Annotated in this window: 16 protein-coding genes; 13 read left to right on the forward strand and 3 right to left on the reverse strand. The window is 64.2% G+C overall.

Annotation, left to right across the window (positions count from 1 at the left end):
- From AC3WJD_RS18160 to AC3WJD_RS18190, 7 genes are all read left to right on the forward strand, one after another.
- On the forward strand, window positions 1–393 hold a 393-nt coding region (locus AC3WJD_RS18160; RefSeq protein WP_492748138.1), incomplete at its 5' end, for a tryptophan 7-halogenase.
- The gene (locus AC3WJD_RS18165) at window positions 390–1,331 is read left to right on the forward strand and encodes a glycoside hydrolase family 16 protein (protein ID WP_492748139.1); all 942 of its coding nucleotides are present in this window, start codon (window positions 390–392) and stop codon (window positions 1,329–1,331) included. The genes AC3WJD_RS18160 and AC3WJD_RS18165, both read left to right, overlap by 4 nt.
- Entirely contained in the window at window positions 1,331–2,383 is a 1,053-nt protein-coding gene (locus tag AC3WJD_RS18170; RefSeq protein WP_492748140.1) for a LacI family DNA-binding transcriptional regulator, read from the forward strand. Before AC3WJD_RS18165 ends, AC3WJD_RS18170 begins: the two co-directional genes overlap by 1 nt.
- The gene (locus tag AC3WJD_RS18175) at window positions 2,373–3,566 is read left to right on the forward strand and encodes an MFS transporter (protein ID WP_492748141.1); all 1,194 of its coding nucleotides are present in this window, start codon (window positions 2,373–2,375) and stop codon (window positions 3,564–3,566) included. The genes AC3WJD_RS18170 and AC3WJD_RS18175 overlap by 11 nt, the downstream gene beginning before the upstream one ends.
- Window positions 3,567–3,656: 90 nt before the next feature.
- Complete coding sequence (locus tag AC3WJD_RS18180; RefSeq protein ID WP_492748142.1) at window positions 3,657–6,140, forward strand: glycoside hydrolase family 3 protein; 2,484 nt, start codon at window positions 3,657–3,659, stop codon at window positions 6,138–6,140.
- A gap of 56 nt (window positions 6,141–6,196) precedes the next feature.
- Window positions 6,197–7,600 (forward strand): cation:proton antiporter, encoded by a 1,404-nt coding sequence (locus tag AC3WJD_RS18185; RefSeq protein WP_492748163.1) that lies wholly within the window; start codon window positions 6,197–6,199, stop codon window positions 7,598–7,600.
- A gap of 56 nt (window positions 7,601–7,656) precedes the next feature.
- Window positions 7,657–8,874, forward strand: coding sequence for an outer membrane protein assembly factor BamB family protein (locus AC3WJD_RS18190; RefSeq protein WP_492748143.1), 1,218 nt, complete (start codon window positions 7,657–7,659; stop codon window positions 8,872–8,874).
- Window positions 8,875–9,046: 172 nt separating this feature from the next.
- Here AC3WJD_RS18190 and AC3WJD_RS18195 read toward each other — a convergent pair whose 3' ends face one another.
- The gene (locus AC3WJD_RS18195; RefSeq protein WP_492748144.1) at window positions 9,047–9,178 is read right to left on the reverse strand and encodes a helix-turn-helix domain-containing protein; all 132 of its coding nucleotides are present in this window, start codon (window positions 9,176–9,178) and stop codon (window positions 9,047–9,049) included.
- 200 nt (window positions 9,179–9,378) lie between these two features.
- On the opposite strand from AC3WJD_RS18195, the gene AC3WJD_RS18200 reads away from it, so the two are divergent.
- From AC3WJD_RS18200 to AC3WJD_RS18220, 5 genes are all read left to right on the forward strand, one after another.
- Window positions 9,379–11,187: a methyl-accepting chemotaxis protein gene (locus tag AC3WJD_RS18200; protein ID WP_492748145.1), complete on the forward strand. Its 1,809-nt coding sequence runs from the start codon at window positions 9,379–9,381 to the stop codon at window positions 11,185–11,187.
- Between the two features lie 689 nt (window positions 11,188–11,876).
- The gene (locus AC3WJD_RS18205; protein ID WP_492748146.1) at window positions 11,877–13,091 is read left to right on the forward strand and encodes an acetamidase/formamidase family protein; all 1,215 of its coding nucleotides are present in this window, start codon (window positions 11,877–11,879) and stop codon (window positions 13,089–13,091) included.
- Complete coding sequence (locus AC3WJD_RS18210) at window positions 13,088–14,305, forward strand: MFS transporter (protein WP_492748147.1); 1,218 nt, start codon at window positions 13,088–13,090, stop codon at window positions 14,303–14,305. The genes AC3WJD_RS18205 and AC3WJD_RS18210 overlap by 4 nt, the downstream gene beginning before the upstream one ends.
- Window positions 14,306–14,318: 13 nt before the next feature.
- On the forward strand, window positions 14,319–14,765 hold the full coding sequence (locus AC3WJD_RS18215) for a GlcG/HbpS family heme-binding protein (protein ID WP_492748148.1): 447 nt from the start codon (window positions 14,319–14,321) through the stop codon (window positions 14,763–14,765).
- 68 nt (window positions 14,766–14,833) lie between these two features.
- Entirely contained in the window at window positions 14,834–15,769 is a 936-nt protein-coding gene (locus AC3WJD_RS18220) for a fumarylacetoacetate hydrolase family protein (RefSeq protein ID WP_492748149.1), read from the forward strand.
- A 161-nt stretch (window positions 15,770–15,930) separates the two neighbouring features.
- Here AC3WJD_RS18220 and AC3WJD_RS18225 read toward each other — a convergent pair whose 3' ends face one another.
- A complete protein-coding gene (locus AC3WJD_RS18225) occupies window positions 15,931–16,356 on the reverse strand; it encodes a DoxX family protein (RefSeq protein ID WP_492748150.1) in 426 nt (141 codons plus the stop codon).
- Window positions 16,357–16,636: 280 nt separating this feature from the next.
- On the opposite strand from AC3WJD_RS18225, the gene AC3WJD_RS18230 reads away from it, so the two are divergent.
- Window positions 16,637–17,260: a glutathione S-transferase family protein gene (locus AC3WJD_RS18230; protein WP_492748151.1), complete on the forward strand. Its 624-nt coding sequence runs from the start codon at window positions 16,637–16,639 to the stop codon at window positions 17,258–17,260.
- Window positions 17,261–17,263: 3 nt separating this feature from the next.
- On the opposite strand, the gene AC3WJD_RS18235 is transcribed toward AC3WJD_RS18230, so the two are convergent.
- Complete coding sequence (locus tag AC3WJD_RS18235; protein ID WP_492748164.1) at window positions 17,264–18,115, reverse strand: helix-turn-helix transcriptional regulator; 852 nt, start codon at window positions 18,113–18,115, stop codon at window positions 17,264–17,266.
- Between the last annotated feature and the right edge of the window lie 106 nt (window positions 18,116–18,221).

Consider the following 18,221-nt stretch of genomic DNA (forward strand, 5'->3'; position numbering starts at 1 on the left):
GAGCAGCAGCGGCAGGATATCGAGCAGATCCGCGACTTCGTGATCCTGCACTATAAGGCGACCGAGCGCCGCGACAGCCCCTTCTGGCGCCATGTCGCGGCCATGCCGATCCCCGACAGCCTGCAGCAGAAGATCGAACTGTTCCGGGAAACGGGCCGCACCTTCCGCAAGAATGAGGAATTGTTCGCCGAGAATAGCTGGGTGCAGGTGATGATGGGGCAGGGGATCGACCCCCAAAGCTATCACCCGATTGCCGAGAAGCTGAGCGACGAAGAACTCGAACGGCTGATGGCGTCGCTCCGGGATACGGTGGCGCGCACCGCCACGACGCTCCCCGAGCATCAGGCCTATGTCGCGCAATATTGCGGCGCGTCGGAGCCGCAGGCGGCGTGACGGCACTGGGGGCGATCCTGTTTCTGGCGAGCGCACCCGCCGCGGCCGAACCGCCTGCGGATGGCTGGCGGCTCGTCTGGTCGGACGAGTTCGACGGCCCCGCGATCGACCGCAGCAAGTGGGATTTCGACGTCGATTGCTGGGGCGGCGGCAACAACGAGCGCCAATGCTACACCGACCGGCCCGCCAATGCCGCGATCAGGGACGGCAAGCTTGTGATCACCGCGATCAAGGAACGCTCGACCGGCCCGGCCTTTCCGCTCGCGCAGCGTGGCGATCCCGCCAAGGCCGGGGCCGAGGCTACCCGAGAGTATAGCTCCAGCCGCCTCGCCACGCGCGGCAAGGCCGCCTGGACCTATGGCAAGATCGAGGCGCGCGCGAAGCTCCCGCAGGGGCAGGGAACCTGGCCCGCGATCTGGATGCTGCCTGAAACCAGCGCGTATGGCGGCTGGGCCGCGTCGGGTGAGATCGACATTTTGGAGGCAGTGAACCTCGGCGTGCGCTGCGATCCTTGCGCGGGCGGGATCGAGAACCGCATCCTCGGCACGCTGCACTTCGGCGGGACTTGGCCCGACAATCAGCACAAGGGATCGGAGACTGCGCTGCCCGCGCCGCTCGATGGGTTCCACGTCTTCGGTATCGTCTGGGAAAAGGGCAAGATTGTCTGGACTGTCGACGGACGGCCCTATGCAACACAGGTCGCAGGCGACTGGCGCACGAGCGGGTCGAACGATCGGGCGGCGCCGTTCGACCGGCCGTTCCACCTGCTCCTCAACCTCGCGATCGGCGGCGGGCTCGCCGAAAGCCGCGGGCTTGGCGGGGTCGATGGCGCCGGATATCCGAAAAGCTTCGAAATAGATTGGGTTCGAATCTGGCAATGCGGCGACGACAGCGCTAGCAGGGCGAACTGCAAAGAAACGGGGGACCAGCGGGACTGATGGGGCGTCGGCGGCAGTCGGTGACGATCAAGCACGTTGCAGCCGACGCGGGGGTGTCGCTGCAGACGGTGAGCCGCGTCATCAACAACGAGGCCAATGTTCGCCCCGAAATGAAGGAGCGCGTGCAGGCGTCTATCGACAAGCTGGGCTATGTCCCCTCGATCGCCGCGCAGCGGATGAGCGGGTCGCGTTCCTATCTGATCCTCGCGATCAACGACCGCGAACGCACGATCGCCGACTGGAAGGCGCGGCAGGGCACCGACTGGGTCGACCAGATGCTGTTCGGCGGAATGCTTAAATGCGCGGAATATGGCTATCGCATGATCTTCGAGCTGGTCGACACGCACAGCGACCATGTCGAACGCGAACTGCGCGCGACGATCGCGGCGCTGCAGCCCGACGGCGTGATCCTGACCCCGCCACATTCGGACAATCGGCTGATCGTGAACCTGCTCGACCAGCAGAAGATGCCCTTCGCCCGCATCGGTTCGCACGGAGGCGACGCGGGGATCGCGCTGACGATGGACGACGAAGGGTCGGCGGCGCGCGCGACACGGCACCTGATCGACCTCGGCCACTTTCGCATCGGCTTCATTTCGGGGTCGGTTGAATATGACCTCAGCCACTGGCGCATCGACGGCTGGAAGGCGGAAATGGCGGCGGCCGGATTGCCGATCGATGGTCTGCTGGCGGAGGGCGACTTCAGCTATGCCTCGGGCGAGGCGGCGGCGCGGCAGCTGCTCGGCGGCGGGAACCCGCCAAGCGCGATCATCGCGAGCAACGACCAGATGTCGCTCGCGACACTCGAGGTCGCGCGCGAACTGGGGATCGACGTGCCGGGCCGGCTTTCGCTTGTTAGCTTCGACAATACGCCGATCGTCCAATTCAGCCAGCCGCCGCTGACCGCGGTCGACCAGCCCATTGCCGAGACCGTGGCGCGCGCGGTCGAATTGATCATCGCGGCGCAGCGCGGCGAACCGCTGCCGGACGGTCCGACGGTCGTCAGCGGCAGCCTGATCAAACGCGGATCGACGGCGCCGCATGCCGGTTGAACACGCGCCGCCGCGGCGCCAGTCGATCCCCTTCCTGCTGCTCTATGCGCTCGCCGCGGCGGGCGGGGCGATCGCCTATGTACCCTTCCTGACCCTGCTGCTGCCGTCCCGAATAGCCGAACTCGCCGGGGCGGCCGATGTCCAGTGGCTCGGCTATGCGACCTTTTTCGGCGCAGTCGCCGCCAGCTGCGGCGGCATCCTCTTCGGCTGGGCCAGCGACCGGACGGGAAGCCGGCGAATCTGGGTGCTGACGGGGCTCGTGCTGACCATCCTACTGCTGCTCGCCGTCCCGCTGGCACAGGATGTGCCGACTTTGCTGGCCCTCATCGTCGCGTGGCAGCTGTCGCTCAACATGGTGCTGGGGCCGCTCGCCGCCTGGGGCGGCGATCTCGTTCCCGACGAGCAGAAGGGCCTGCTTGGCGGCCTGCTCGCCTTTTCGCCGGCGCTCGGCGCCTGGTCGGGGGCACTAGTGACGCTGCCCGGCATCGCTTCGCTCGAACAGCGGTTGATGATGATCGCGCTGCTGATGGCCGCGGCGATCCTTCCTGGCCTGCTGTTCGGCCGGCCGCGGCCGTTCCCCGAGCTGATGCGAGCGATTCCGGGAGAGGAGCGCGCGGCGCGTGCGCCCGCGCCGCCCGCGATCCGCATGTGGCTCGCGCGGCTGCTTGTCCAGATTGCCGAGGCCGCACTCTTCGCCTATCTCTATTTCTGGTTCCGCTCGATCGATCCGGCGATGGGCGATAATGAAAAGGCCGGGATCTTCAGTCTGGCGCTGACGATCGCGGTGCCGGTTGCGCTGTTCGCGGGGCGCTGGGCCGATCGTCACGACCAGCCCTTCACGCCGCTCGTCATCGCCGCGACGCTGTCGGCGGCGGGGCTGGTGGGGATGGCGCTGGCGGCCGATGTGACATCGGCGAAGGCGGCCTATCTCGGTTTCGGCGTGGCGACCACGGCCTTCCTGTCGCTCCATTCGGGGCAGATGCTGCGCGTGCTGCCGCGGCCCGAGCGGCGCGGCCGCGACCTCGGCCTCTTCAACCTGACCAACACGATTCCGTCGCTGATCATGCCTTGGCTGACGATCTCGCTGGTGCCGGGATTCGGCTTCAGCGTGCTGTTCCTGCTGCTCGCCGCACTCACCGGCCCCGCGGTGCTTCTCCTCGCGACCATGCCGCGCCGCGCCTGATCGTCCCTCTCGCACAGGCCCCTTGATTTGGAAAAGGGCCTGTGCGAGAAAAGGCGTGATAACGTTCACATGGACGGGGTGGGAGGGAAGATGCGGCGACAGGCGATAGCGGTCGTGACCGCGCTGCTGGCGGGGACCGCCGGCACGGCGATTGCGGAAAGCCCGCGCGATGGGGCGTCGGCCGCCGTCCATCCCGAACTCTGGCCCGCGGCGAAAAGCCCTGCGGAAATCACCGACGCGGCGACCGAGGCGCGCATCGACGCGCTGATCGCGCGCATGACGATCGAGCAGAAGGTCGGGCAGCTCATCCAGGGCGATATCAGCACGATCACGCCCAAGGACCTCGAAACGTATCCGCTAGGGTCGATCCTCGCAGGGGGCAACAGCGGCCCCAATGGCAATGAACGCTCGAGCGCCGCGGACTGGGCGAATCTGGTCGGCGAGTTCCGTGCGGTGTCGCTGCGTCCGCAGGCGAATGGCGTCGCCATCCCGATCATCTTCGGCGTCGATGCCGTGCACGGCCACAACAATGTCCCGGGCGCGACGCTCTTTCCGCACAATATCGGCCTCGGCGCCGCGCGCGATCCCGAGCTGATCCAGCGCATCGGCCAGGTGACCGCGGTCGAGATTTCGGGCAGCGGTATCGAGTGGACCTTCGCGCCGACGCTCGCGGTGCCGCAGGACCTGCGCTGGGGCCGCAGCTATGAAGGCTATTCTTCGGACGCCAAGCTCGTCGCCGACTATGCGAAGGCGATGGTGCTCGGGCTGCAGGGCCCGCTCGTCGCCGGCCGCCCGGTCGACGCCGCGCATGTCGCGGCGACCGCTAAGCATTTCCTCGCCGACGGCGGCACCTTCGAGGGCAAGGACCAGGGCGACGCGAAGATCGGCGAGGATGAACTGATCGCGAAGCATGCGCAGGGCTATCCCGCCGCGATCGAGGCTGGCGCGCTGACCGTGATGGCGAGCTTCTCGAGCTGGAACGGGGTCAAGCATCACGGCAACAAGGGGCTGCTGACCGATGCGCTGAAGGACAAGATGGGCTTTGCCGGCTTCGTCGTAGGGGACTGGAACGGCCACGGTCAGGTCACAGGGTGCAGCGTCACCGACTGTCTGCAGTCGATCATGGCCGGGCTCGACATGTTCATGGCGCCCGATAGCTGGAAGGGCCTCTATGAAACGACACTCGCGCAGGCGAAGGACGGCCGGATCAGCAAGGGACGGCTGAACGATGCGGTGCGCCGCATCCTGCGCGTCAAATACAAGCTCGGGCTGTTCGACGTCGAGCATGTCGACCGCGGCAATTTCGCTGCCATCGGCGCGCCCGGGCATCTCGCCATCGCGCGAGAGGCGGTCGCGAAATCGCTCGTGCTCTTGAAGAACAACGGCAGCGTGCTGCCGATCAAGCCGGGTGCGCACGTGTTGATCACCGGGCCCGGCGCGAACGACATCGCGATGCAGTCGGGCGGTTGGACGATCAGCTGGCAGGGCACCGACGTGACGCACGCCGACTTCCCGAACGGCCAGACGATCTGGGAAGCGATGGACAAGGCCGTGCGCGACGCGGGCGGCATCGCGACGCTGTCCGACGACGGCGTCTACAAGGAAAAGCCCGATGTCGCGGTCGTCGTCTTCGGCGAGCATCCCTATGCCGAATTCCAGGGCGACGTCCCGACGCTCGACTATCAGCCCGCTGAGGCGAAGGATCTCGCGACGCTCAAGAAGCTGAAGGCGGCCGGCATCCCGGTCGTCGCGGTCTTCCTCTCCGGCCGGCCGATGTTCACCAATCCTGAAATCAACGCCGCCGACGCCTTCGTCGCGGCGTGGCTGCCGGGCTCGCAGGGCGCTGGCGTCGCCGATGTGCTCGTCGCGGGCAAGGACGGCAAGACAACGCGCGGCTTCACCGGCACGCTGCCCTTCGCCTGGCCCGCCGACGCGCGCTCGCCGGTCGAAAAGCCGCAGTTCGATGTCGGCTACGGCCTGACCTACGCCGACAAAAAGACGGTGCCGCAGCTGTCCGAAAAGCCCGGGGTCGACATCGCCGGCATGCTCAATGTCGAGAATTTCTTCTCGGGCGGTCGTGCGCGCGCGCCGTGGACGCTGTCGATTGTCGACGCCGGCGGATCGCGGCAGGTCGAATCCGGGCCGCTCGACAGCAGCTACGGCCTGCTCAAGACGCGCTCGATCGATGTCGCAGCGCAGGAGGATGGCAAGAGCTTCGTCTGGACCGGCCCTGCTTCCTTTCGTCTGTCGGGCCCGAATGCCGACATGACGCGTCAACTCAACAACAGCTTCGCGCTGCGCATCGACTGGCGGATCGACGCCGCGGGCAGCGGGCCGACGCGCATTTCGCTCGGTGACAAGGCATTCGATATCACAGCGCTCGTCAAGGCGGCGCCCGCAGGTCAGGTCTCCACGATCAAGATCCCGCTGCGCTGCTTCGCCAACGCTGGCGCCGACCTGAAGACGGTCGGCGATGCGCTGAGCGTGCAGGGCGACAAGGGACTTGCGTTGACGCTGATGTCGGCGCGCGTCGAGGCGGTCGGCGAAAATCTGGCTTGTCCACCAAGCGCATAAGGGCCAGACCTCGAAAAGGGGTTGGTGCATAGCTGGGAGGGGCCGTGGTGTACGACATGTTCCAGGAGTTGCTGCGGACGATCGGTGGCGTGATGGGGGCGCACGGGCCCGCGACCGAGGCGGCGCAAAGCTACACGCCGAACGATTTCAGCATCCATTTCTTCCTGCAGATCGCGGTGATCCTGCTGATCTGCCGCATCGTCGGCTGGATGGCGAAGAAGTATCTCGGCCAGCCGCAGGTGGTGGGGGAGATGATCGCCGGGGTCGTCCTCGGCCCCTCGCTCTTCGGGCTCTTCTTTCCCGACCTGCAGGCTGCGCTTTTCCCCAAGGAGACCCGCAACGTCCTCTATGCCGGTGCGCAGTTCGGCGTCGGCCTCTACATGTTCCTCGTCGGCACGACCCTCAGGCTCGACCATTTCCAGTCGAAGGCGCGCAGCGCCGCAGGCGTATCGGCGGCGGGGATCATCGCGCCCTTCCTCCTCGCGGTCGCGATCACGCCCTATCTCCTCACCATTCCCGGGCTGTTCACGCCGGGCATCAGCCCGATGAACGCCACGCTCTTCATGGGCGCGTGCATCGCGCTCACCGCCTTCCCGATGCTTGCGCGGATCATCAATGAGCGCGGCCTTGCGAACACTTCGCTCGGCACGCTGTCGCTCACTGCGGGGGCGTTCGACGATGCCGTATCCTGGTGCGTGCTCGCGATCGTGCTCGCGACCTTCGGCGGCGGGCCGGGGGTGGCGCTGCTCGCGATCGTGGGGGGCGGCGCCTATGCCACCTTCATGCTGCTCGCCGGGCGACGCCTGCTCGTTCCGCTCGGCCGCGCCGTCGAGGCGAAGGGGGAGATGACGCACACGCTGCTCGCGGTCGTGCTCATGCTCTACGCCATGTCGGCCTTCTTCATGGATGCGGTCGGCATCCACGCGGTGTTCGGCGGTTTCCTGCTCGGCGTCTGCATGCCGCGCGGCCTTCTCACCGAGGAAATCCGGCGCAAGATCGAGCCGCTGACCGTCGTGCTGCTGCTTCCGATGTTCTTCACCTACTCGGGGCTCAACACGCGGCTCGACATGGTCAACAATTGGCAACTGCTCGCGATCGCGCTCGGCATTCTCCTCGTTTCGATCGCCGCGAAGTTCGGCGCCTGCTGGCTCGCCGCGCGGCTTGCGGGTGAAAACAATCGGACCGCGCTCGGAATCGGCGCGCTGATGAACGCGCGCGGGCTGATGGAACTGATCATCATCAATATCGGGCTGCAGAAGGGAATCATCGGTCCGACGCTGTTCGCGATGATGGTATTGATGGCAATCGTCACCACCGTAATGGCGGGACCCTTGTTCGAGCTTGTCTATGGCCGCAAGGCCCGCGAGTCGGGTGAACTGGGCGTGCTGGGAACCGAAGATCCGATCGATAGGCCGGCACCGCCTGTCGCCGCCCGCTCCTCTTCGCCGAGGCCGAGCTGACCTCCCGGTACTCCGGTCTGGGCCTCGTGCTGCTCCGTCACGATGCCGGGCGCGGCGTGACGCGCCCGCATCTACAGTGGCGTCGTCGCCACGTCCGGCGATCGTGCTACCAAAAAGGAACAGTGTGCATGGTCCGGCGTATCTGTTTGCTGGTGCTTTTTCTCTGGGGGCTTGGCGGCAGCGCCCGTGCCGAGACAGATGCGGGCACGCTGTTGTGGAAGTTTCGCACCGGGGGCCAGATCTGGAGTTCGCTGACGCAGGACGCCGGCACACTTTATTTCGGTAATGACGATCGCCACCTCTACGCGCTCGATCTCGCCACGCGGAGGCTCAAGTGGAAGTTCAGGGCAAAGGGCATGATCCGCGCTCAACCGGCCGTAGCGGGCGATCTGGTCTTCGCCGCCAGCGATGACGGTTTTCTGTATGCGGTCGACCGCGAGTCGGGCAGGGAGCGCTGGCGCTTCGATCTCAAGACCGAAGGACTGAGCCGCCGGCTGCCTTCCTTCGACAATCCCTATTATGACTATCTGCAATCCGCGCCGCTCGTCCATGATGGGCACGTCTATATCGGCTCGCTCAACGGCACCCTGTTCGTCGTTGATGTCGCGACGGGCAGGCCTGCCTGGAGCATCGGCACGAGTGACGCGATCCGCAGCACCCCGGTAATCCAGGGCGATACGCTCTATTTCGGCAGCTGGGATGATCATCTCTACGCCATTGATCTCGCAACGCATAAGGAGCGCTGGCGCGCGGACACCGGCGGCATCGTTCAATCGACCCCCGCGATCGGCGAGGGGCGCGTGGTGGTCGGCAGCCGTAGCGCAAAGCTCTTCGCCTACGACCTGAAGACGGGCGTCGAGGCTTGGCGCCATGTCTATACCGACGGCTCCTGGGTCGAATCCTCCGGCATTTACGTCGATGGCATGTTCTATGTCGGCAGCTCGGATTCGCTCAAGGTCTCGGCATTCGACGCCGACACTGGCAAGGAGGTCTGGCAGTTCAAGACCGGCGGCTGGTCCTGGTCAACGCCGAAGCTGGCCAACGGCACACTCTATATCGGTGCCATCAGCGCATTTCCTTATTATTTCGAGGGGATGATGTTGAAAGCAGGTTTCCATGCGCTTGATGCGGCCTCCGGTGAGCTTAAGTGGCAATTCACTCCGCAAAGGACCGAGGGGTTCATCACCGGCGGTGTGGTGGCCGCGCCGGCGGTCGTCGACGGCGTGGTCTACGTCGGGGCGCTGGATGGCTATGTGTATGCGCTGAAGGAGTAGCCGCGAGCCCCGGACGCTTTCGGTCGGTTCTGTTCTCCAATGGTCAAGACGGCTGCTCCGTTTTGAGCGATTGATACCGTCGGATGTCTGCGTTCTCCAAGTGCTCGCAAAGCGCCCAATCGTGGTCGTTCAGAACGAAAACCTACCGACCTGAAAGCCGTCATTGTTGATGTTAGACATGGGCACGCCAAGCTGCTGGTGTGGTACCGACGTGCGCGGCAAATATGCGGGTAAAGTGGCTTTGATCCGCGAATCCGCACCGGGCTGTGACCCCGACCAGCGAAGCGCATGCGACTTCGGCCATCCGCGGTCTCACGCGGGAATTGAGGACGGCAATGTCGGTGGCGGTCTATTTCGCCGACACGCTCGCGCTGCGGGGCGGCGGCGCAACCTTTCCGGCGACCGAGCATCTGGTATCAGATAACCCGCTCAGAAAAGATGTCATGCCGGCAGATTGGCAAAAAAATCGCCTATATCTGAATCGAACAATGCGGGGAAAGAGCTTTGAAGATCAGGGCATTAGTGACTTTCAGCGCTGGAGGACTGGTCCTGCTCCTGGCGATCGGAGCCCTTGCAGCCTCCTCAAGCATCAACATGATCCGTATGGGCGGACCGCTCCAGAGGGAGACGCAGGAAATCTCGGATCTCGTGGCGGACATCCTGCCGCCGCCCGAATATATCATCGAACCCTATCTTGAGACTACGCTGCTACGCGAACGACCGGACGAGTTGCAGGAACGGGCAGCGCGGCTGGAACAGCTCCGTGGGCAGTATGACGATCGGCACGGCTACTGGCTGAAATCGGACCTGGACGAGGCGCTGGTCGGCCAACTCACCGAAGGGGCGCACCGCGACGCGATGCAATTCTGGAACGAGATCGATCAGCACTTTCTGCCCGCAGTGCGCGCGCGAGACACGGCAGCGATCGACAGCAGCTATGCCCGTCTCGCCGCCAGCTATGCCGCGCACCGCCGGAAGATCGACGAAACCGTGACTGCAGCGACCGAGTTTCAGGCATCTGTCGCGGTCGATGCAAAGACCCGCACTCGTCAGGCGATGATGATGCTCGCAGGCGCGGCGCTATTGGCGCTGGCCGGTGTCGGCACCTTTTGCTGGCTGATGATGCGGAGAGTCGTGAAGCCGCTTTCGTCGACCGCAGAGGCAATGCACCGCATGTCCGAGGGCGACCTGGCGGTGTCGGTCGCCGGCGCCTCTCGCAAGGATGAGATCGGCGAACTCGCGCGCGCCGTTACGGCCTTCAAGCGCGCCGAGGAAGTGAAGCGCGCGCTCGAAGCGGCAAGTCAAGAAAAGCAGTCGCAGCAAAATGTCGCCGTCGAGAGGTTGAGCGAGGCGCTGCAGAGGCTTGCCCATGGCGATCTCACCCGCGCGATCGAACAGCCGATGGCTGCAGACTATGAAAGTCTGCGCACCAACTACAACGACGCGTTGTCGGAACTGCGGAGCCTGATCGGCATACTCACGGGCAGTGCCGACGCAATCCGCACGGGTTCGTCCGAGGTGGCGCAGGCCTCCGAGGACCTCGCGCGTCGTACTGAGGCCAGTGCTGCCAGTCTCGAGGAGACTTCTGCCGCACTGGTACAGATCGACCAGCGTCTGCAGGCAACCGCCGAGGCGGCCGAGGCCACCGTCAGCCGCGCCGATCAGGCGATCGCCACAGTTGGGGAGGGGCGATCGGTCGCGGAGCAGGCGGTCGCCGCGATGAATCGCGTGTCGGAAAGCGCCAAGAGCATCGATACCGTTATTGGGGGCCTCGACAAGATCGCTTTTCAGACACGCGTGCTGGCGATGAACGCCGCGGTCGAGGCGGGACGGGCAGGCCATGCTGGTCGGGGCTTTGCCGTCGTCGCGGACCTGGTTTCCGCGCTTGCCATGCGTTCCGAGGAAGAGGCAAAACGCGCCCGCGACCTACTGACCGCGACGCACGACGACGTCGTCGCGGCGGTCGACGCCGTGCAGTGCGTTGATGGGGCGTTTGCCAACATCTTTGAAGATGTTGCCAACGTCCATGCCCTGCTCGGGGCCATGGCCGCCGACAACCAGGCACAGTCCATTGCCGTCACCCAGATCAGCTCGGCGATCGGCTCCATTGATCATATGGCGCAGCAGAATGCTGCAATGGTGGAAGAAACCAGTGCCGCCGCCCGCAACTTGACGGCCGAGATGAACATCATGGTCAAGCATGTTTCTACCTTCCGCATCGATACCGCCCCGTTGCCGGCGAGTGGCGCGCCGTTTCAAGTTATGCGATCAAGGCAGGTTGCCAATCCGGCTCTCCTCGCAGCGGCGAAATGAGCACGACTGGTCACGTGTGCCCTCCCGTCCTTTTTATGCGACTGGGGGTTTGGACGTCGGAGGCTGCCGCAACTTCTCTCGCCGGCGCAAATCGGCAATGAAGAGCGGCGTGTGGAACACATCCTATACTCGTTTCCCTTTGCCCTTCCCCGCCCCGCCTTCAGGAGTCTCGCTTCGCTCAGGGAGCCGAAGTTGCAGGTCTGTTCGGCATCGTTGGCGCGATCGGTATCCTTGCGGCGCCCATAGCCGGCCGTTTTGCCGACAAACGCGGTCCCCGCAAGGTCATCCTGGCCGGAACAATCCTGATATCGCGCTAGCGGTGCTCGGCTCGGTGCTGCAGCTCGCCAACGTCTGGAAGACGCGATGAATTTGGACGAGGGAGCGGGTGCCCTTAACGGATGTTCGCTTCCCTCGTTTCACGACGCGCGTCGACTGTCACGCCGCCTTGCCGGGCCTGAAACGGTCTCAAAGCCCTGTGTGTATTTGCCAAGGCATACGAAAGTCGGACGATCGGACAAGCAAGAAGATTGACGGAACAGCGTAGTTCGTCGCGATTCCATATCGATGCAACGACAAACAAGAATCGGCGTCGCCAGATCAGGGATGAGGACATGAAGAACCACAGAATGCCACCTGGCACGGGATGCTGTCCCGCTTCCGATCCGTGTCCCTTGCATATTGGACACGCCGTGACGACGGGAGCGGTTTCCAGGGCCCGCGACCTCGACGGCACCGATGGTGAACTTCTGTCCAGCATCATGGCCGAGCGCGGTATCAGCAGGCGCGGCCTTGGTCGCATTGCCGCGGCTTCGGGTGCGGGCATGTTCTTCGCGCCCGCGATCGGCAGCGCCGCTATAGCGCCGCCTCCCGGAGGCAAGAGTCCGCCAGTCTTCGATCGCACGCAGGTTGGAGCAACGCACGTCCTTCCCTCCACGCCTCAGACCATTCGATCGGGCGCCTTCGATCCATCTGCTCCAGCCGCGATCACGATCCGGTCCGGAGACATCGTGCACTACCCCAACACCTGGCTGCATTGGGGTAACAAGCCGGAATTCGGCATGTCCTTTGCCGAACGGGAGCCGATCCGGAAGCAATATCGCACCGGCCCGTTTTCGCTTGTGGGACCGGTTGTCGTGGCGGGCGCGGAGCCAGGAGACGCCATCGAATGCCGGATGCTGCGTCTGAAGCCCATCGACTGGGGGTGGAACTCGGCCCCGCTTGGTGTCGGCGCGCTGCCGGAAGACTTCGCAGAACCCTATCTCCACTATTTCCGCTTCGATGCGGCGCGAAAGACCACCCAGTTCGCACCGGGCGTCACCATTCCGCTGCACCCCGTCCAGGCCGTGATCGCAACGCAGCCCAAAGGGGATGCACCCGTGAGCGCGATCCTGACCGGCGACTATGGGGGCAATCTCCTGCTGCCAGAGCTCGTCGAGGGCACGGCCTTGTTCTTGCCCGTTGAGGTTGCCGGTGCGCGATTGTGGACCGGGGATTCGCACGCCGCCCAGGGCGATGGCGTGGTCAACCAGACAGCCATCGAAACCGCGATGGAGGATCTGCGGATCCAATATGTCCTGCACAAGAAGCTGGCACTTGAGGGCCCGGTCGCGGAGACACCGACGCATTGGGTCGTTCCCGGCTATGCGGATTCGCTCGAGGGCGCGCTGACGCTGGGCCTTCGACGCATGATCAAATGGCTCGCGCCGGCGAGCGGCCTGAGCGCATCGGATGTCTACTCGCTTGCAAGCATCACGGGCAGCTTTCGCGTCACGCAATACGCGCACCAGCTCGACACAAACTACACGTCCAAGCCTGCCAAGGCGGTCCATGCGATGCTGCCCAAGGCGATCTTTGATCGAGCGCTGCAGGCGCGGATCGCCAAGTCTGTCAGGCCGGGGGCATGAGCGTCGCAACCTCCATGAGTGCGGCGGCAGCTCCACGCGCTATCCACATGCGCGCGATAGCGCTCTGCGCCATTGTCGCATTTCTCGACGGGTTCGACACGCAGGCGCTAGGCCCCGCAGCGAAGCCGATCGCAACTTCGCTCGGCTTTCCCGTCGATGCGCTCGGACCGGTATTCAGCGCATCACAGATCGGCTTCCTGGTCGGCGCGCTGACCTTCGGTGCGCTCGGAGATCGGCTTGGCCGCAAGAGGGTCCTGATTTGCGCGGTCGCACTGTTTGGCCTCTGCTCGCTGGCAACCGCGCTTGCCTCCGGCTATCAGGCGCTCTTCGTGGCGCGCCTGCTTGCGGGCCTCGGGCTGGGTGGCGCAACGCCCAACTTCGTGAGCCTCGCCTCCGAATATGCGCCGCCCGAGAAACGCGCGCGGATCGTCACCATGATGTGGGCGGCGGTTCCGCTGGGAGGCATGGTGGCCGCCCTCGCGACTGCCGCACTGTTGCCGACTTTTGGTTGGCGAATGACCTTCTACATCGGCTGCGCTGCGCCCCTGCTGCTGATCGTCGCAATGGCATTGTATCTGCCCGAATCCCGCGAGGTGAGGGCGGTTACCCAGGCCAAACTGGGCCTCAGCGCCGCGCTTTTCGGGGACCAGCGCTGGTATGCGACGATCTGGCTTTGGCTCGCCTCACTCACGGGTTGGATGACGCTCATAGTCGTCGTCTTCTGGACCCCCGCTTTGCTTGCGCAGTCCGGTCTGTCCCCGTCGGCCGCGGCGTCCATTCTCGCGTTCCACAATGTCGGCGGCATATTGGGAACATTGACGATCGGTGCGCTGATCGGGCGTCTCACGCCTCAGCAGGCGCTCACGATAGCACTAGTCGCATCAGGCGTATCTGTGATCGTGATGGGCCAGAGCATCGGCATTTTCCCGCTCCTGGCTGGCGCGACGATCTTTGCCGGCTTCTTCGGTTCCGCGGCGGGCGCTGCGCTCATCGCGGTATCGAGCCGAATCTATCCGGAGGCCGCACGTGCCTCGGGCGTCGGATTCGCGCTTGGAGCCGGGCGCGTTGGTACGATCATCGGCCCCATGCTCGTAGGCGTCCTGATCGCTTCTGCCTGGCCGGTGGGACGGATCTATCTCGCGATCGCACTTCCCGCCTTTGCGGCGGCGCTGTTCGTCACCCTGCTTGCGCGTGCGCGCCATTCTGAACTTTGACCTGGAGCCCGATATGACCGACACACTGACCCAAAAAATGATCAGCTATGCACTGGCCAGTGAGGCCATCGCTGCGGGTATCGCTGCCGCCCAGGATAGGAAGGTCGCCTTGAGCTTCGTTGTGCTCGATGCCGCAGGTCATCTGGTAGCAGCGGCACGGATGGACGGCGCCGCCTTCATCACCGTGGAAGTCGCGCGCGGCAAGGCCTTTGCGAGTGCCGCAACCGGCGGCCAGCCCGGCTTCGACCTCGGCCAGCGCTATCGCGACAATCCGATGGTCTGGGGCAATGTTTCCGCACTTGGCTTCGGGGCCCCGCTGCTGCCTGCACAAGGCGCGCTCCCGATTTTCCTCGAGGGTCAGTTCATCGGGGTGATGGGAGCAAGCGGTGCCCCCTCGGAAATCGACGATGCCGTGGTGACCGCCGCGATCCAGGCGGTTGGTTGCACCGTCTCGGCTTAGAAAATCTGCTCTTTCCGCCAACCGACCATCGCCGGAGCGCACTTCGGCGGCAGGGAGATTATTGCGTCATGAAGATCATCGCCTATGCCGATGAAGCCGGGGAAGCGCTTGGGGTGCTGACCGATCCGGAGCATTTCGTTTCCATTAGCGACATCGCGCCGGAACTGCCGGGCTCGCTCGTTGCAATCCTCGAGATGGCCGATGGGCTCGATCGCGTTCGCGCGGCCATGCGTGGGCGGGCGGGAGGCCGCGACCTTTCCTCGGTGACGCTCAAGCCGTTCCTCGGCCGCGCCAACGCGCTCTGGGCGCTCGCCCTCAATTTCAAGACCCACATCGAGGAAACCGGTCTCACCACCTCGCGCGAACATCCGCATCTCTTCCTGCGCACGGCCGCTTCCTATGTGGGGGCGGGCGAGCCGATCCTGGCACCCCATGACGATATCGCGCGTGCCTTCGACTATGAGGGCGAGCTCGCCGTCGTGATCGGGAAGGCGGGGCGCCATATTCCGCGTGACCGGGCGCTCGACCACGTTGCCGGATATTGCTGCCTCAACGAAGGCTCGGTGCGCGAATTTCAGCACCACAATCGGCAGTTCGGGCTAGGCAAGAATTTCGAGGCGTCGGGAAGCTACGGCCCATGGTTGGTCACCCCCGACGAATTCGGAGATCCGGCGGCGCACAGGGTCAAGACGCGGGTCAATGGGATCACCCGCCAGGACGCGCCGCTCGACGACATGCTGTTCGACGTGGCGGCCACCATCAGCTATCTGTCGGAAGGCTATATCCTTCGCCCTGGCGACCTGATCGCCATGGGCACGCCCGGTGCATTGCCGCCCGCTGAAGACGATGCTGAAGGGCGTGATCTGAGACGGCAGTTCGGGACGTTCAAGACGCCCGGTCTCGTTCATATGCGTGCCGGCGACCGCGTCGAGGTTGAGATCGATGGAATCGGCGTGCTTGCCAACCCGATCGTCGGTGATGAGCCGGCTGTTTACCGGTCATAGCAATCCCGGCCTAAAGCCGATTTCCTGGCAAGCAAGGCGGACAAGAGCGCGGCGGAACTGGACTGGAGCGCCATTGGCTGGCGCTTCGCCAGTTCTGATAAGACGAGTCGCGAACACTGGAAGCGCCGGCGAACCCAGCCGGCGCTACCTATTTCTTGATGTCAGCGGCGCGCGTCGAGGCCGAGCCTGCCTGCGCCGAAGGCCACAATCTGGAGCATGCCGCCCGCCACCGCGATATTCTTGAAGAAGTGGATGAACTGGTTCTGATCAGCGATGTTCGCGTGGAAGCCGAGCGCCGTCACCATCGAAAAGATCGCAAGCGCGGACGCGACTACGCGGGTGCGATAGCCTGCAACCAGCGCGATGCCGCCTACGATTTCCACGAGAACGGCAACCGCCAGTGCCAGTTGCGGCAGGGGCAGACCGGCCGACTGGATATAGCCGATGGTGGATGCCGGATCGCCAAGCTTGGAAAGGCCGCTCAAGATAAAGATCGCGCTGAGCGCAAGCCGGCCGATCAAAGCGGTAACGTCGGTCGCCGATGTCATGTTCGAAACACCGAGGGAAAGATTGTTGGTCTGGGTCATGACAATTTCCTTTAGAAATTTACGACGCCAGGCGAGCGTCGATCGCTCACGCCATGTGGAGCATCCACGACCGCATAAATACTGGAATAAATCCGTTCATTTGGTTCGAGTGAATTGAAAGGTTCGGGTGTTCCTCACCTGAGGCGGGCGCCGATGAGGCGCGGATTCCCGGACCATCGGGACAATTGGCGTACCGCTCGCCAATCCGGTGAATGCCGGTTGCGGATAGTTTCGCCCCGAAAAATACGCCGGCTTGTCGGCGGATCGAACGAGGTGAGACATGGCGTTGAAGATCTGGGGGCGGAAAACATCGACCAATGTGCAGAAGGTGCTGTGGCTCTGCGCCGAGCTCAACCTGCCATACGAACGCGTCGATCTCGGCGGGCCGTTCGGAGGCCTCGACGATCCCGCCTATCGCGCCAAGAATCCTAACGGCCTCATTCCCACGATCGAGGACGGCGATTTCACATTGTGGGAATCGCACGCGATCCTTCGCTATCTGGCGGAAGGCCATCCTGAAAGCGGCCTCATGCCCAAGGATCGGCGTGCACGCGCCGTGGTCGACCAATGGCTGGATTGGCAGATGGTCGCGCTGGGCCTCTCCTTGCGGGATCTTTTCATGAAGCTCTTCCGCCCCGGTGCGGCGGCCCCGACGCCCGAAGAGATCGCGGCCGCGGCAGCGCATGCTGCAAGCAGGTTCGCGGTCCTGGAAGACCAGCTGTCGCAATCGGCCTATGTGGCAGGCGGGGCATTTTCGCTCGCCGATATCGCGGTCGGTATCAGCGTCCATCGCTGGCTGCAACTTCCGATCGAACGCCCCGCAATGCCGGCCGTGGTTCGCTGGTATGAGACCATCAGCCGCCGCGATGCCTTCCAGACGATCGCTTCGCTTCCGCTCAAATGAAGTTCAGGGCGCGGCCGGCTCACCGGTCGCGGTCTGGCGCCTGAACTCGCTCGGCGACACGCCGATATGCTGAGTGAAGAAGCGCGTAAAATTGCTGTGGCCGGCGAAGCCCAGTTCGTCGGCCAGTTCGATCAAAGGCAAGTCGGTGGTGCTCAGGCGTCGCGTGGCGGCGGTCAAGCGGACATAGTCGGCGTAGTGCTGTGGGGACGTGCCCACGCAGCGCCGGAACTGCTCGAAGAAGCGCGACCGTGAAAGCCCGACCTCGCGCGCGACCTCTTCCATTCGCGGGTTCTTGAGCGCGTTGTCATGGATATAGGCCAAGGCCTTGCGAATGCGAAAATCGACCATACGCCGACGCGGGAGCGTGGCGCGGTCGATCGAGGCGTCGGCATAGCTAGTGATGAGCGCGTCCATCAGGTTCAGCAACAGCTCGCCGCATTGATCGTCTATGTCGCGCACATGCGTGGGGATCGCCGAGGCAAGTCTGTTCGCAAGCATCCGCACATCGTCATTGAGCTTGGCGCTCGGCTCGGGAAAGAGCGTTTCCACCACCATCGTGGTTTCCGGCAACACCTCGGACAACCAGGCGGGCTCGATGAACAGCGAAAGGATCAGGGTCGGCTTGCCGTCATTGGCGAGCTTGGCGTGCGGCAGCCAGGAGTTGAACAACAGCACCGTCTGATCGTCGAGCGCTAAGTCCCTGCCCTCAGCCTGAAATATGGCGTCCGCGCCACCCAGTTTGAAAAGAATGTTGATCTGGCGATGGGAATGCTCAACGAGCGGCCGATCATTCAGATTTACGGTTGCCCGCCCGAAGCGGCCGGAAAATATCCAGACCAACCTTTCCTGCGCCATGACACCCACGTCCCCGTCCTTATATTTTGTTCGAGCATAACAAGTGCTGTGCGTTTAGCGCAAACTTGTCTTCCGCGAACCGCTTAGGATTGGCCCTCTTTCGAAA

The organism is Sphingobium sp. FW306-1B-F04DB, from assembly GCF_058781925.1.

Excerpts from the sequence above, each read along its gene's own strand:
- AC3WJD_RS18220 (WP_492748149.1), top strand. The coding sequence starts at position 14,834 with ATGAAGATCATCGCCTATGCCGATGAAGCCGGGGAAGCGCTTGGGGTG.
- AC3WJD_RS18210 (WP_492748147.1), top strand. The coding sequence starts at position 13,088 with ATGAGCGTCGCAACCTCCATGAGTGCGGCGGCAGCTCCACGCGCTATC.
- AC3WJD_RS18175 (WP_492748141.1), top strand. The coding sequence starts at position 2,373 with ATGCCGGTTGAACACGCGCCGCCGCGGCGCCAGTCGATCCCCTTCCTG.
- AC3WJD_RS18170 (WP_492748140.1), top strand. The coding sequence starts at position 1,331 with ATGGGGCGTCGGCGGCAGTCGGTGACGATCAAGCACGTTGCAGCCGAC.
- AC3WJD_RS18185 (WP_492748163.1), top strand. The coding sequence starts at position 6,197 with ATGTTCCAGGAGTTGCTGCGGACGATCGGTGGCGTGATGGGGGCGCAC.
- AC3WJD_RS18180 (WP_492748142.1), top strand. The coding sequence starts at position 3,657 with ATGCGGCGACAGGCGATAGCGGTCGTGACCGCGCTGCTGGCGGGGACC.
- AC3WJD_RS18230 (WP_492748151.1), top strand. The coding sequence starts at position 16,637 with ATGGCGTTGAAGATCTGGGGGCGGAAAACATCGACCAATGTGCAGAAG.
- AC3WJD_RS18215 (WP_492748148.1), top strand. The coding sequence starts at position 14,319 with ATGACCGACACACTGACCCAAAAAATGATCAGCTATGCACTGGCCAGT.
- AC3WJD_RS18195 (WP_492748144.1), bottom strand. The coding sequence starts at position 9,178 with ATGGCCGAAGTCGCATGCGCTTCGCTGGTCGGGGTCACAGCCCGGTGC.
- AC3WJD_RS18235 (WP_492748164.1), bottom strand. The coding sequence starts at position 18,115 with ATGGCGCAGGAAAGGTTGGTCTGGATATTTTCCGGCCGCTTCGGGCGG.
- AC3WJD_RS18225 (WP_492748150.1), bottom strand. The coding sequence starts at position 16,356 with ATGACCCAGACCAACAATCTTTCCCTCGGTGTTTCGAACATGACATCG.